Raw genomic sequence first — 15,510 nt, 5'->3', positions numbered from 1 at the left:
TACGGCAACTCCTCGACCTGTGATTTCGAGCTTACGGTTGAGTCCGTGCTTGGCCTGAACCAGAACAGCCTGGAGTCCGGCGTGGCGCTATATCCGAACCCGGCCAGCAACGTGGTGAACCTTGTGAACAGGACCAACATCTCGCTCGAGAAAATGATGGTCTACGACATAAACGGCAAACTGGTGAACCAGACGGACCTTCGCACCATGCAGGGCGAAAAGGCCGTGGACGTTTCGTCCCTTGCGGCAGGTGTCTATATGGTACAGATTATTGGTGAAAATGCAAGCACTGTAAAGCGTTTGATAAAAGAGTAATTTTTTCCATAAATAATTGATTAAAAAAAGAAAGCCTTCCTATTAAAAATGGGGAGGCTTTCACTTTTTAATTAATTGATACGTACCAAAACCTTCAAAAGGATTACTTTTAAAAACTTAAAATAAAACTATGTTACCTTGGCATCAATACCTAATGGGAATACTTTATGTGCTTGCGGGAGTGAACCATTTCCGAAAACCAAAATTATACGAACGCATCATGCCTCCATATATTCCGGCACAAAGTACTCTGGTGCTCCTAAGTGGAGTTGCGGAAATGATTTTGGGTTTTATGATAATGAACAAAAACACCCAAGAAGAAGCTGCTTGGGGAATTATCGTAATGCTTATAGTTTTTATACCCGTGCATATTTATATGCTCCAAAATAAGAAGGCGGCAATGAAATTACCCAAATGGCTGCTTATTTTAAGGCTTCCCTTGCAATTTGGTTTAATGTATTGGGCTTACTTATATACTTAAAAAGCATCTGTTTAACACTTCTTCTCTAAAAAGTAAGGATATTGGAATCGAGGTTTTTTATAACCTAACTGAAAATTTCATTTAAAATTTCAGCTAGACGGATCCCTCCTTTTTGAAGTTGAAAACGCAAAGTGTCCATATATTTATACATATATTCATATCCAAGTTTTTCACCACTTTCCGTATTTTGATAAATATTTTCACACAAAGCCCGGCTTTCGTACATCCAGTCCAAAAGAGTGCCTTTTTTAATATTCGTTATCTGTTGTTTTGAGAGTACATCAGTATTTTGGGCTAATTCGGTGTAAGACATATCGTAAAAATCTATCATCTTATAATCCCACACGGTATGTAAATTAGTGCCATCGCTAAACCAGCGAACCTGAAAGTCATTTCCCCCTTTATCATCTGCCAAACCTATGTGGAGCGGCTGGTGAAGATCGCCCATAAAATGGACTAACATTTTTAGATAAAATATCTTTTCGGCTTGAGTGCTGCTTTCATTCTTCAATATCGCTATACACTTCTCTATACCTTGGATTATATCTCCCTCTTCACTTTTGGGGTGGTTTTCATATTTTACACCGAAAGGAAAATTAACATAATGCCACGGTCTGTAGGAATCGTACTGGCGATCACTTTTTATATCATCACCATAGTTTGCCACAAATGCCAACGAATGTCCGTTTAACAATTTTGAAATTTCCTTTTCCGCTTTTTTGCTCAAATAATCTTCTGCAATCTCGCCCACTACCCTATGGCCTGTTTTTCCCCAATCTTCTGCGGCGGTCAATCCACTTGCACAGATGCAAATTAATAGGAGTATTATGTACTTTTTCATTCTTCTAAAATTTTTGAATATTTACGATTTCAACAATGGCAAAGATAACTTCCTAATTTGAGAATTGATTTAAAACTTTTTCAATACTGAAATATTGGTGCGGAAAAAAACAATATTCCGAAAATTTATCTGTTACTTCATAGCATTTAATCAGTTATAGATGAAAAACGCTTGTATTATTTTTCTTTTTCTTTTCGGAATTGCTTCGGCCCAGAACAAAAAATATAATTCTGAAGATATTAGCATTACCCCATTGGTTTCGGGAACGCTTATTATTCCCTCCATAGACGAAAAACCACCATTGGCAATAATCATAGGTGATAGTGGGCCGACGGACAGAAACGGAAATCAGCAAATGATGGTCAATAATTCCTTAAAACTATTGGCTGAAGGACTATTTGATGAAGGCATTGCCTCCTTTCGCTTTGATAAAAGACTGGTAAAGCAAATGAAACTGCGGTCGCTGGATGAAAAAAACATTCGACTCGATGATTTTATTGCAGATGCCGTTGCAATTCTTGATTATTTTAAGAAGGATGGACGCTTTTCAAAAATATATGTGATTGGTCATGGCCAAGGCTCGCTTGTGGGAATGGTGGCCGCTCAAAACGGCGCAGATGGGTTTATATCTGTTGCGGGTGCCGGACAGGAAATTGACGATGTTATAGTGTCTCAGTTGGCCAATCAGTCGCCGGGATTGGTAGATAATGCACGTACTTCCTTTGACGATTTACGGGCAAATGGGGTAGCCTATAATTACAGCCCGGGCTTGGCCTCCATTTTTCGAAAGGAAATTCAACCCTTCATTTATACCTGGATGCAATATGATCCAAAAGTTGAAATTACCAAATTGGAAATCCCCGTCTTGATTGTAAACGCCGGAAAAGATATTCAAGTTCAAGTTTCTGAAGGAGAAATACTGAAGAATGCAAAACCCGATGCAGCCTATGAATTTATCCCAACGATGAACCATATTTTTAAAGAAATTGAAGGTAATGATTTGGAAAACAGTAAATCGTACAATATTTATAATCTCCCTGTAATTCCAAGATTGATTACTGTAATAAGTGATTTCATTAAAAAATAATCCAAATTAAAAAATAATTGTATTTTGCGTCAAAACCATCAAAAATGCAAGATACTACCGCCGAAATCGTAAGGGACACAACCCCTCTTTTTACCAACGATACCATTGTTTTTGGAATATTAATGATAGCCCTAGGCTTCATTTTTTATACATCTTCGCGCGAAGAAGGGTTTTGGAAAAAATTCTACGGGGTTGTACCCGCACTTTTTATGGCCTACTTTCTTCCTGCGCTATTAACTACTGCAGGTATCATTTCACCGGAATGGACCACCGTTTCCGAAACTGGGGAAGCCGCTAAGGGAAGTACCAGCCTCTATTACATGTCCAGCCGTTACTTGTTGCCCGCAGCTTTGGTGCTGATGACACTGAGTATTGATTTGAAGGGGGTGCTCAATCTGGGGCCTAAAGCACTAATAATGTTCTTTGCCGGAACTGTAGGCATTGTACTGGGCGGACCTCTTGCCGTATTGATTGTGGGCAGCATTCATCCCGAAGCTGTGGGCGGCGAAGGTGCCGATGCAGTATGGCGCGGACTCTCTACCTTGGCCGGAAGCTGGATTGGCGGTGGCGCGAACCAAACCGCGATGCTTGAAATTTACGGGTACAACCAAAAACTGTATGGCGGGATGGTTTTTGTGGATATTGTAGTAGCCAATATTTGGATGGCGATAATTCTCTTCGGAATTGGAAAATCTGCAAAAATTGACAAATGGTTAAAAGCCGATACATCTGCCATAGAAAGTTTAAAGGATAAGGTTTCGGATTATGCCAAAAGTGTAGATAGAAATCCCAGCTTGACAGACTTGATGATACTTGCCGCAATCGCATTTGGTACGGTAAGTTTTGCACATTTTGGCGCAGATTTTTTAAGTGCTTATTTTACTTCGGTAGTAGATGAAATTCCCAAAGGAATAACTCGTAATATATTTACCTTTCTCGATTCCAGCTTCTTTTGGATGATAAGCATAACAACTATTATTGGCGTGCTGCTTTCCTTTACAAAACTTAGAGCTTATGAAGGTGCCGGCGCAAGTAAGTTCGGAAGTGTATTTATTTACATCTTGGTAGCGAGTATAGGTATGAAAATGGACTTGACACTTATTTTTGACAATATGTGGCTTATTGTTATCGGTTTGGTTTGGATGACCGTACACGCAGGACTAATGATTCTTGTTGCAAAAATGATCCGCGCTCCCTATTTTTTCTTAGCTGTAGGGAGCCAAGCAAATGTGGGCGGTGCTGCATCTGCTCCCATTGTTGCCTCCGCCTTTCACCCTTCATTGGCAACGGTTGGGGTTCTTTTGGCGGTCTTTGGTTATGCCATAGGAACGGTCGCTGCAATTTTATGTACGGTGTTGATGCAATTGGCTTCTGGCGCGTAAAATTTTCAAAAAATATTTCCATATTTGCACCGCTGTAATCTAAGCCAATTATTTGGTTAGGTTTCAATCTTAAAAAATTACAAAATGCGTTATTTTCTCTCCATTGCCATATTATTTCTAACCTTAATTGGCTGTGCAACAGATATAGAAAAGATGAATCTTACAGGCACTGTAAAGGGCCTCAAAAAAGGAACGTTGTTGCTTCAAAAATTTGAGGATACGGTTCTGGTTACCGTCGATTCAGTAATTGTTGACGGGGATTCAAATTTCTCTTTTTCTGAAAAAGTAGAGAGTCCGGAAATTTATTATCTGTACGTAAGGCTAAAGGACGGAAGTCTTCGTGACGACCGCATCACTTTTTTTGCCGAAAATGGAGCGATCAACATTAAAACAAATTTAAAAAACTTCGGAAGCGCCGCAACCGTCACAGGTTCTGCAAATGATAGTCTGTTGAAGGAATACGATAAATTGAAACAGCGCTACGTGGCGAAAAATCTGGAGTACATTGAACAACGCCTCAAAAAAGGAAGGAAGGGCAACGATTCTTTAGAAATGGATCTAAACCGAAAACAACAGGCGCTTATTTCAAACAAATATTTAACCACGATCAATTTTGCTCTGAACAATAAGGAGTATGAGGTAGCTCCGTATTTAATGTTAAGTGAGGCCTACAATTCAAACGTGAAGTATTTGGATACCGTTTACAATGCATTGACCCCAAAAATAAAAGACTCCAAATACGGTAAGGAATTGGAGTCTTTTATTGTAAAGCGCAAAACGACCGATACTATCTTATAGCGCGTTTATTTTATCGATAAGTTTTCTGCCACGCTCTTCAAGCTCAGTATTGATGGCATTGAAATGCTTCTTTTTGTTCTCAACATCTTTTTGGTTCACTTTTGCAATCAACTCATCAAAAGCAAGTATAGCCTCATCTATAATTTCCTCAGCTTTTTTGTTGTCTTTGTCTGCGTTGGTCAGTTCCCAGATGTAAACCGCTTCAATGATATCTCCCAAAACATAGTTGATGTCCTTTTTTAAATCTCTTACGTTCGCCATTTTATAATTTATTGTTTATTGCTGTTATTTATTCTTTGGTAATATTTAAAATCGGGCAAAGATACGAACAATTAAGGAATGTACACTTCCAAAAAGCTTGCGGAATTTGTAATAAATTTTAGTTCAGGTAATTGGGCAGGTATTAAAACTGTTTCACCTTTTTTTATTTCCTCTGAATAATCATCGGTTTCAATAATAGCACTTCCTTCCAAACACATATAGACCGTAAATGAAGGAACTTCTTCCAAGTTTTTGAGATAGTTTTTAGAAAGTACCAGCTTATTTACAGCGAAGAAATTGGTAGTTCCGATGGGCGAAGGGGAATTTATTTCTTCGGAATAGTCCAATTTGGATTTTGAGGGGCCAAAATTTATAGCCTCAAGAGCAAGTTCTGTGTGCAGTTCCCGTGGTTGTCCGTCTGTATCGGGTCTGTTCCAATCGTAAATGCGATATGTAATGTCTGAAGTTTGCTGGATTTCGGCCAACAATACCCCTGCCCCTATGGCGTGAACAGTTCCTGGTTTTAAAATGAAAGCGTCACCTTTCTTAATAGTTTCGACATTCAGAATTTCAGTTATTCTATTTTTGGAAAGATACTGCAAATACTTTTTTGAATCCATTTGTTGGTTGAACCCAATAATGAGCTTACCATTCTCTTCAACATCAAGAATATACCACATTTCTGTTTTTCCGAAAGAACCATGTCGTGCCTTAGCCAATAAATCATCGGGATGCACTTGTACGGAAAGATCTTCGTGCGCGTCTATAAATTTGAAGAGCAGCGGAAACTGATTGCCAAAATTTTTATATACTGCTTCGCCTACGAGCTTCTCTCTATAACTTTGCAAGACCCAATTCAGGGTTTTTCCTTTAAGCGAACCATTCGCAATTTCAGAAATATTTTCTTCAACCCCAGAAATTTCCCAGCTTTCCCCAATATTTCCTTTGGCTTTTTTCTGAAAACGTTTCTGCAATTTAGTTCCTCCCCATACTTTTTGCTTGAGTATGGGATAAAACTTTAAAGGATATAAGGGGGAAACTGTAATCATTAATTACCTTTATAGAGAACGAAGTTACGTGGTGTTTCATAAAGTTTTACTGAAATACCATAAGCTGAATCAATCCGCTTTCTGATTTTGTTCCATATAACAACCGCTATATTTTCGACTGTAGGGTTGAGATTTTTAAATTCAGGAACCTCAATATTTAAGTTTTTATGATCAAAGGCATCTTCCACTTCTTCCTTTATTATATCGCTTAAAATTTTAAGATCGATCAAAAATCCTGTTTCTGGATCAACTTCTCCAGAAATACCAACTTCCAATTCATAGTTATGGCCGTGGTAATTTGGGTTACTGCATTTGCCAAAAACCTGAAGATTTTTTGCGTCGTCCCAATCTTTTCTGAAAAGTCTGTGCGCTGCGTTAAAATGTGCCTTTCTATAGACTGTTAAACTCATACAAGTAAATGTTGGTAAAATTTATCAAAGATTATTTTAAACCAAGCTGTATAATTTTCGGGATTGGCTTGAATATCCTTTTTCACATCGTCCAAATACATCCACTTCCAGGCAGCGACCTCGTCTTTGTTAATGTTGGGCGTTCCTTCAAAATTTCCGACAAGAATATGGTCTAACTCATGCTCGGTGAGGCCATTGTCAAAAGGTGCTTTGTAGATAAAGGAGGTTGTTTCTTTTAAATCGGCCGTAAAACCCATTTCCTCAAACAATCTTCTTTTACCTGCTTCCAAGGATGTTTCGCCATCGCGCTGATGGCTGCAGCAGGTATTGGTCCAAAGTCCGGGGGAATGATATTTATGCAGGGCCCGTTGTTGCAACATCAACTCATTTTTACCATTGAAAATGAATACTGAAAACGCTCGGTGAAGCAGCCCTTTTTCGTGTGCTTCCTGTTTGGGCATTAACCCAATTTTCTCATCCTGCTCATTTACAAGGATTACTTTTTCTTCTTCCATTTATAGCCCTTTTGCCCCAAAAGTACGAAAAGCGAAAATGTTTTAAAAGCAAAAAGCGCTCAATAGCAAGTATTGAACGCTTTCATACTACTTAATTTGGTTAATTTAATTTTTTATTATGAACATAGACCTTCTGTTAAGCTGGTGTTCTTCTGCGGTACAAGGCACTCCGTTTGAACACTCGTTAACAAGTTGGGTTTCTCCATAACCTTTTGCAGTGAGTCTGTTGGCGTCAATTCCTTTGCCCACCAACCATTTAAGGGTTGATTGAGCACGACGCTCAGACAGTGGCAGGTTGTAGCTATCACTACCTCTTGAGTCTGTATGCGATTCAATATGGATAATCAATTCTGGGTATTCTCTCATTGCGGCAAGAATCTTGGCCAGTTCTATTTCAGCATCCGGACGGATGTTTGATTTGTCAAAATCGAAATAGATGGGTTGTAGATTCAGCTTGCAACCCAAATCATTAGGCGGGCAAGGACTAATTCTTTCCAATGGCAATGGCACATCAACCACTCCAGTTAGCATTGGAGTTTCTATGATTTTCTCATATGGATTGTATCCCTCCTTCACGCCTCTAACAGTGTATTGTGTACCGCAATCTCCAACAAAACTATATGTTCCGTCGTTTTTAGCGGTAGTTTGGCTCACCAGTTGATTGTTTTCATCAAGCAAGCTCACCTGTGCTCCTGGGATTGGATCTTTGGTTTCTTTGTCAAACACCTTTCCTTGAATGGTGATTGAACAGATTTCTTTTACCAGATAGATATCATCATCAATACTACCTCTATCACCACCTCTGTTTGAAGTAACATAGCCAATGCGGTCGTTTTCGTTAATTATAAAGCCAAAATCGTCTTTGGAACTGTTTGCGGGAGCGCCCAAATTGGTGATATTTCCAGGCTTTCCATCATTGTCGAGCGGGGTTACGAATATATCATACCCCCCAAGTCCGGAACGGCCGTCACTGGAAAAATACAGATTGTTGTTCTCACTAATAAAAGGAAATGATTCCCTTGCCTCAGTATTGATACTTGGTCCCAAATTTACGGGGGTACCGTATTTGTCGTTTCCGAGGATATCGACATACCAAAGGTCAGACATTCCCAATGTTCCGGGCATGTCAGAGGAAAAATACAATCTTTTTTCATCAGGGCTCAATGCTGGATGAGCTACCGAATACTCTTTACTGTTGAATGGCAACTCGACAATATTTGTCCAAGTGTTCTCTCCAGTTTTGGTTGCTTTGTATAATGATAATCGTAATGTTTTAAATTTCTTTGATTTATCAAGACCTTTTTTTCCGTCAATAAAAGTATTTCTGGTAAAGTAAACAGTCATTCCATCTTTGGAGAAAGTGGCCGTAGATTCGTTGTAAACAGTATTTATATCACCTCCCAAACTCCTGGAATTGCTCAATTCGCCATTCGCTGCCCTATCGGCAATAAAGAGATCTAGGGATGGCTCTTGAGTCCATTCCACAATCTTTGACCCCGTAGTATTTCCGGCGGAAGCGTACACTATCTTGTCTGAACCATAAAATGAAGGGCCAAAGTCGGAGGTAGCAGTATTAATCCCCACTTTTTCCAAGCTAAAATCTCTAGCTTTAAAAACCTTGCTCTTTAAATAATTGGGATCGTCTTCGTACGTTTTGATGACCAGACCATTACCGCCCTTGGCTATATAATCATTTAAGAGGGCGTCTGATTCGTCATATTTTCCCAAACTTTTTAATGATTGTGCCGCACGGTAGTAATATTCAGGCTCAGTTTCATCAGGAAATTGCTTAACCAGTTTATCATACCACTGGGCAGCATTTGTATAATCACTGTTGAAGTAATACGTATCGCCAAGCTTCTTAAGAATTTCAGCAGATACATAACCGTCTTCTACTACCTTTAAATAGATTTCCCTCGCATCTATATAAGCAAATTTGTCAAATTCTTTGTTGGCCCTTTGGATGTCCCTTTTCTGTGAAAAGGCGTTACCGGCAGTAAAAACCACCAACGCGAAAATAAATATGTTGCGTACTATTGTATTCATAGTCTTTATTTTTTTAGAAGAATCTTGGAGTTAGCACTCTTTCTGGCCTGTTGAACAATTCAAAACGAAGCATAACTTCATAAGAACCGTCACTGTAAGCCTCAATATCTGTTGTTTGATAATCATAGGCAAAACCTATAAATATATTATCGGAAGCTTGGAAACCCACTAATCCGCTCATAGCTGCGCTCCATCTATAGGCAGCTCCCAGAGTAACTTTATCATATAATAGGAAATTGGCAGATACGTCGGCCTGCAAAGGAGAACCACTTACCATTTTAAAAAGTGTGGCCGGTTTGAATTTTAGGTTGTCGCTAAGATCAAACACATAACCCGCAATCAGAAAATAGTGCATACGTTCCGCAGCGGTAGTTTCCACACGTGTGTTACCAACACTTTCAATGCTACTTGTGTCAAAATGTTCTGTGGACAGAAAATTTGGAACAGAAAGTCCCGCATAAAATTTCTCAGTATTATAATAAATACCTGCACCTATTTGTGGCTGAAGCTTGTTATCCACATTACCGCTGACAGGTAAATTTGGATCTGGATCGTGTCTTCTTAATTTACTAAAATCCACATCTAGAATATCGAGACCCGCTTTCAATCCAAAGGATAATTTACCCGTTTCGGAAGTATTGATGCTATAGGAATAATCTATGTTGAAATTTGTTTCAATGGCTGGCCCTATTCGGTCATTTACCACAGATAGGCCTAAACCCATATTATTGGCTATTGGCGAGTTTACGGTAAAGGTTCCGGTATTGGGAGCACCATCGCCAAAATTGACCCATTGGGTTCTGTATAGCAGACCAAAGCTTAAGGCTTCACGATTTCCGGCATACGCAGGGTTTACCACCTGCGTATTGTACATATATTGTGTGTACTGTGGATCCTGCTGCGCTTTACTTGAAAACGTGCCAAGTAAAATCAAAATTAGTAGCGTTAGATAACTGTGTTTCATAGTTATGTATTTTTAATCCTGGGAGGGAATTTCCTCCCAGGAATTTTTTTGATTTTCTATCTGTTAATATATAAATATCCGTTATAGCTTGCTTTACCAGGGTTGTCCGCGGGGAATGTAAGAATGTAGAAGTAAGTACCGGTTGGCAATTCTTCATTCTTTTGAACCGTTACACGTCCTTCAGATATTCCTCGGAACACATTTTGGCTGTCATCACTTCCACCATAGCCGTCCGTTTCGAAGACTAGAACTCCCCAACGATTGAAGATCTTCACATTATTATTCGGCCAGTTGCTGATACCTTCAATTAGGAAGTAGTCATTGGCCCCATCACCGTTTGGTGTAACACCGTTAAAGATTTCAAAAGTTGTATCCAATACGAATGGAAGTACCACTACAGTTGGATCATCTGGGTCACCATCGCCATCATTATCGTTGTTTGTCAAATCTGTTGGGTCATCAGAGTCATCTTCAACAATATTTCCGTCTACGTCTTCTCCGGTTACTGTGGCTTGGTTTACAACCTCACCGTTAGCTATATCCTGATCGTTGATGGTATAGATGGCGGTAAAGGTGGTGCTGTCTACTTCACCTGGCTCCAATTGTGCAATTGGTCCACCAGATATTTCAATACCTGGTAATGGATCAGTTATCATTATATTGTATAATGTTACATCTCCAGTATTTGTTACAGTGAAGGAGTATGATATAGTCTCTCCGATATCAGCCGCACCATTTCCGTTAGTATCATTGAATACACCTGTTTTTTCCAAGGAAATTGAGGGGTTCTGGCAAAGTTCGGTTATCGTTGTATCATTTTCTAAATAACTGTTGTTATCAGATTGATCTGTAACTTGATCTCCATTTGGAGCCAACCCTTCGGCAGTAGCTTGGTTTTCAATGAAACCGGTATCAATATCGGTCTGGGTAATGGTGTAAACTGCGGTGAAAGTTGTGGTGTCCTCTTCTCCTGCATTCAAATCGATTGGACCACCTGCAACACTTACCATTGGGTCAGTCACTAAAATATCAGTCAATGCTACGTTTCCGGTGTTTTTCACACTGAAGGTGTAAAGAATTGTTTCCCCAACATCGGCACATCCATTACCGTTCTCATCATTTGCAACACCCACTTTTATTAAAGCGATTGATGGATTTTGACAGAGTTCAGTTATTGTTGGATCATTCTCCAACTCGCTATTATCATCAGAAAGATCACTTACAGAATTTCCTGATGGATCCGTACCGGTTGCGGTTGCTTGGTTTTGAACAAATCCGGCATCAATATCAGCTTGTGTAATAGTATAGATAGCTGTGAATGTGGTTCCGTCTGTGGTGTCGGGCCCCAATGTAATTGGACCGCCTACTACGCTCACCAATGGATCTGTAACCATTACATTTGTCAATACAACATTTCCTAGGTTGAACACTATAAAGTTATAATCTATTGTTTCACCAACATCTGCACAACCGTTGCCGTTTGTATCGTTAATAACTCCAGTTTTGATAAGAGCTATGATTGGGTTCTGGCAAAGTTCAGTAATAGTTGGATCATCTTCAAGAACACTATTTTCATCAGAAAGATCACTCACCACTACAGCATTAGGAGCAGTCCCCTGCGCCGTAGCCTGATTTATAACCTCCCCGGCATCTATATCATTTTGTGTAATAGCATAGGTTCCGGTATATATCCAAGTTTCGGTAACATCTAGTTCATCATCGCCATCGGTATCACCAGTTGGGCCGGTAATTGTGGCAATCAATGGATCCGTAACAGTTACATTACTTAAACTTACGTTTCCTTCATTGGTGACGGTGAATGTATAGCTGATAGTCTCATCCACATCAGAACAATCGTTTCCATCCTCATCATTCAATATTCCCGTTTTCACAATGGCAATTGCTGGGTCTTGACATAATTCAACAACAGTTGGATCATCTTCAAGAACACTGCTTTCATCTGAGAGATCGGAAACTAGGTTCCCCATCGGATCATTTGCTTTGGCTGTGGCTTGATTTACAACCTGGCCAGCATCAATATCATCTTGGGAAATGGCATATATTCCAGTATATGTCCAAGTCTCAGTAACATCAAGTTCGCCGTCGCCGTCAGTATCCCCGGTTGGTCCAGAAATAGTAGCGATTAGAGGATCGGTTACTTCAACAAAACTTAAGCTAACATTTCCTTCATTGGTTACTGTAAAGGTGTAGCTGATGGTTTCATCAACGTCTGCGCAATCATTTTGGTTTTCGTCGTTAAAGATTCCTGTCTTAACAATTGCGATTACAGGGTTCTGGCAAAGATCCACAATAGTAGGATCATCCTCCAACACACTGCTTTCGTCCGAAAGATCACTAACTACAGTAGTGTTAGGAGCTGTACCAATAGCGGTGGCCTGATTTTTCACGAGTCCAAGATCTATGTCGTCCTGATTAATATTATATATACCAGTATAAATCCAGGTTTCGGTCACATCGAGCTCTCCATCTCCATCTGTATCACCTGTTGGGCCAGTGATGGTAGCAATTAAAGGATCCGTCACACTTACATTACTCAGGCTAACATTACCTTCATTGGTTACGGTGAATGTATAACTAATAGTTTCATCCACATCGGCGCACTGGTTCTGGTTCTCATCATTAAAAATTCCAGTTTTTACGATTGCAATAGCTGAATCCTGACAAAGCTCTATTACCGTTTCATCATCAGTAGTTGTTGTTGATCCTGAAAGATCACTTACCGTACTTTGATCAGGAGCAGTACCCGTTGCAGTTGCTTGGTTTACAACTTCTCCATTATCAATATCATCCTGGGTAATTAAATAAGTTCCCGAATAAATCCAAGTTTCAGTTACGTCAAGTTCTCCATCACCATCAATGTCACCACTATCTGGACCTGCGATAGGACCTCCTAATAATGGATCATCAACTACGATATTGCTCAAACTAACATTTCCTTCATTGGTGACGGTGAACGTATAAGTCGTGGTATCGATTCCCGCATCGGCGCACTGGTTGCCGTCAACGTCGTTGAAGACTCCAGTCTTTACGATTGCGATGTCCGGATTCTGGCATAGCTCGATTATAGTTGCATCGTCATTGCCTACCTCAGTTCCCGATAGGTCACTTACCGTAATTTGGTCCGGTGCAGTACCTGTAGCCGTCGCTTGGTTGGTCACGTTGCCCGCATCGATATCAGCCTGTGTGATGGTATAGGACGTAGCGGTATAGATCCAAGTCTCGTCCACGTCAAGTTCGTTGTCGCCATCAATGTCCCCGCTCTGGTAAACGATTGCCACCACCGGGTTCGGCGCCTGTAGCAATGGATCGGTTACAGTGATGCCAGATAGGCTCACGTTGCCCTCATTGGTCACGGTGAAGGTATAGGTTATGGTATCGATTCCGGCATCCGCGCACTGGTTGCCGTCAACGTCGTTGAAGACTCCAGTCTTTACGATTGCGATATCTGGGTTCTGGCATAGCTCGATTATAGTTGCATCGTCATTGCCTACCTCAGTTCCCGATAGGTCACTTACCGTACTTTGGTCCGGTGCAGTACCCGAGGCAGTAGCCTGGTTGGTCACGTTGCCCGCATCGATATCAGCCTGTGTGATGGTATAGGACGTAGCGGTATAGATCCAAGTCTCGTCCACGTCAAGTTCGTTGTCGCCATCAATGTCCCCGCTCTGGTAAACGATTGCCACCACCGGGTTCGGCGCCTGTAGCAATGGATCGGTTACAGTGATGCCAGATAGGCTCACGTTGCCCTCATTGGTCACGGTGAACATATACGTTATGGTATCGATTCCCGCATCGGCGCACTGGTTGCCGTCAACGTCGTTGAAGACTCCAGTCTTTACGATTGCGATATCTGGGTTCTGGCATAGCTCGATTATAGTTGCATCGTCATTGCCTACCTCAGTTCCCGATAGGTCACTTACCGTACTTTGGTCCGGTGCAGTACCCGCGGCAGTAGCCTGGTTGGTCACGTTGCCCGCATCGATATCAGCCTGTGTGATGGTATAGGACGTAGCGGTGTAGATCCAAGTCTCGTCCACGTCAAGTTCGTTGTCGCCATCAATGTCCCCGCTCTGGTAAACGATTGCCACCACCGGGTTCGGTGCCTGTAGCAATGGATCGGTTACAGTGATGCCAGATAGGCTCACGTTGCCCTCATTGGTCACGGTGAACGTATAAGTCGTGGTATCGATTCCCGCATCGGCGCACTGGTTGCCGTCAACGTCGTTGAAGACTCCAGTCTTTACGATTGCGATATCTGGGTTCTGGCATAGCTCGATTATAGTTGCATCGTCATTGCCTACCTCAGTTCCCGATAGGTCACTTACCGTACTTTGGTCCGGTGCAGTACCCGCGGCAGTAGCCTGGTTGGTCACGTTGCCCGCATCGATATCAGCCTGTGTGATGGTATAGGACGTAGCGGTATAGATCCAAGTCTCGTCCACGTCAAGTTCGTTGTCGCCATCAATGTCCCCGCTCTGGTAAACGATTGCCACCACCGGGTTCGGTGTCTGTAGCAATGGATCGGTTACAGTGATGCCAGATAGGCTTACGTTGCCCTCATTGGTCACGGTGAACGTATAGGTAATGGTATCGATTCCGGCATCCGCGCACTGGTTACCGTCAACGTCGTTGAAGACTCCAGTCTTTACGATTGCGATGTTAGGGTTTTGCTCAAGCACGGTGACCGTGGGGTCGTCCGTAGGGTCGCCGTTGGTGGTGCCGTCACCATCAGGGGTCTCAACAGTCTCCGGATCGGGGATTGTATTTCCGCCCGTATCAGTTCCGGTGTCCGAGGTGTCGGTCACGTCGTCCGTACCGTTCACGCTGTCACCCGTGCCCACCGCAATGTTCTCAACGTAGCCAAGGTCCAGGTCCGCCTGGGTGATCTCGTGCTGCGCGGTAACGGTAGCGCTCGCCCCGGGAAGAAGGCTCGCGATCGGGTTGCCGCCAGTAATCACAGCATTCGCATCAGTAACCTCTATGTTGCTAACGGTCGTGTTTCCTGTGTTCGTAACGACAATATCATATGTTATAAGATCTTCAAGACCACCAGCCGCATTCGTCTGGCTCTTAATTACGCTGATAGAGGCGGTCTGCTCAAGCACGGTGACCGTGGGGTCGTCCGTAGGGTCGCCGTTGGTGGTACCGTCACCATCAGGGGTCTCAACAGTCTCCGGATCGGGGATCGTATTTCCGCCCGTATCAGTTCCGGTGTCCGAGGTGTCGGTCACGTCATCTGTACCGTTCACGCTGTCACCCGTGCCCACCGCAATGTTCTCAACGTAGCCAAGGTCCAGGTCCGCCTGGGTAATCTCGTGCTGCGCGGTAACGGTAGCACTC

13 protein-coding genes are annotated in these 15,510 nt (G+C 41.9%); 5 read left to right on the top strand and 8 right to left on the bottom strand.

Annotated elements, in window-relative coordinates; all coding sequences use genetic code 11:
- Together MB09_RS15290 and MB09_RS15285 are read left to right on the top strand one after the other, a co-directional pair.
- On the top strand, positions 1–315 hold a 315-nt coding region (locus tag MB09_RS15290; RefSeq protein ID WP_045081797.1), incomplete at its 5' end, for a T9SS type A sorting domain-containing protein.
- Between the two features lie 130 nt (positions 316–445).
- Positions 446–796 carry a DoxX family protein gene (locus MB09_RS15285; RefSeq protein ID WP_045081796.1) on the top strand — a complete coding sequence of 117 codons (351 nt, stop codon included), beginning with the start codon at positions 446–448 and terminating at the stop codon, positions 794–796.
- Positions 797–860: 64 nt separating this feature from the next.
- Here MB09_RS15285 and MB09_RS15280 read toward each other — a convergent pair whose 3' ends face one another.
- A complete protein-coding gene (locus tag MB09_RS15280; protein WP_045081795.1) occupies positions 861–1,637 on the bottom strand; it encodes a S1/P1 nuclease in 777 nt (258 codons plus the stop codon).
- A gap of 160 nt (positions 1,638–1,797) precedes the next feature.
- Here MB09_RS15280 and MB09_RS15275 point away from each other — a divergent pair, with 160 nt between their 5' ends.
- The 3 genes from MB09_RS15275 to MB09_RS15265 all read left to right on the top strand — a co-directional run bounded on the left by MB09_RS15275 (position 1,798) and on the right by MB09_RS15265 (position 4,904).
- Positions 1,798–2,724, top strand: a complete 927-nt coding sequence (locus MB09_RS15275; RefSeq protein WP_045081794.1) for an alpha/beta hydrolase family protein — start codon at positions 1,798–1,800, stop codon at positions 2,722–2,724.
- Between the two features lie 44 nt (positions 2,725–2,768).
- Positions 2,769–4,106, top strand: coding sequence for a DUF819 family protein (locus MB09_RS15270; RefSeq protein ID WP_045081793.1), 1,338 nt, complete (start codon positions 2,769–2,771; stop codon positions 4,104–4,106).
- A gap of 84 nt (positions 4,107–4,190) precedes the next feature.
- Positions 4,191–4,904, top strand: coding sequence for a DUF4369 domain-containing protein (locus tag MB09_RS15265; protein WP_045081792.1), 714 nt, complete (start codon positions 4,191–4,193; stop codon positions 4,902–4,904).
- Here the strand turns inward: MB09_RS15265 and MB09_RS15260 are convergent.
- The 7 genes from MB09_RS15260 to MB09_RS15230 all read right to left on the bottom strand — a co-directional run.
- On the bottom strand, positions 4,899–5,165 hold the full coding sequence (locus tag MB09_RS15260; RefSeq protein WP_045081791.1) for a hypothetical protein: 267 nt from the start codon (positions 5,163–5,165) through the stop codon (positions 4,899–4,901). The two genes, MB09_RS15265 and MB09_RS15260, sit on opposite strands and share 6 nt — an antisense overlap.
- A 71-nt stretch (positions 5,166–5,236) precedes the next feature.
- Positions 5,237–6,214 carry a type I phosphomannose isomerase catalytic subunit gene (locus MB09_RS15255; protein WP_045081790.1) on the bottom strand — a complete coding sequence of 326 codons (978 nt, stop codon included), beginning with the start codon at positions 6,212–6,214 and terminating at the stop codon, positions 5,237–5,239.
- Entirely contained in the window at positions 6,214–6,624 is a 411-nt protein-coding gene (locus MB09_RS15250) for a 6-pyruvoyl trahydropterin synthase family protein (protein WP_045081789.1), read from the bottom strand. The genes MB09_RS15255 and MB09_RS15250 overlap by 1 nt, the downstream gene beginning before the upstream one ends.
- The gene (idi, locus tag MB09_RS15245) at positions 6,621–7,139 is read right to left on the bottom strand and encodes an isopentenyl-diphosphate Delta-isomerase (RefSeq protein WP_045081788.1); all 519 of its coding nucleotides are present in this window, start codon (positions 7,137–7,139) and stop codon (positions 6,621–6,623) included. Before idi ends, MB09_RS15250 begins: the two co-directional genes overlap by 4 nt.
- A 105-nt stretch (positions 7,140–7,244) precedes the next feature.
- On the bottom strand, positions 7,245–9,185 hold the full coding sequence (locus tag MB09_RS15240; protein ID WP_045081787.1) for an OmpA family protein: 1,941 nt from the start codon (positions 9,183–9,185) through the stop codon (positions 7,245–7,247).
- Between the two features lie 13 nt (positions 9,186–9,198).
- Entirely contained in the window at positions 9,199–10,149 is a 951-nt protein-coding gene (locus MB09_RS15235; RefSeq protein WP_045081786.1) for a PorP/SprF family type IX secretion system membrane protein, read from the bottom strand.
- A gap of 56 nt (positions 10,150–10,205) precedes the next feature.
- Positions 10,206–15,510 (bottom strand): gliding motility-associated C-terminal domain-containing protein (locus MB09_RS15230; protein ID WP_045081785.1); only part of this gene is annotated, 5,305 nt, incomplete at its 5' end.

The organism is Aequorivita vladivostokensis (assembly GCF_000952855.1).
GTDB lineage: Bacteria > Bacteroidota > Bacteroidia > Flavobacteriales > Flavobacteriaceae > Aequorivita > Aequorivita vladivostokensis.
This window is presented reverse-complemented; position numbering and strand designations above follow the sequence as displayed.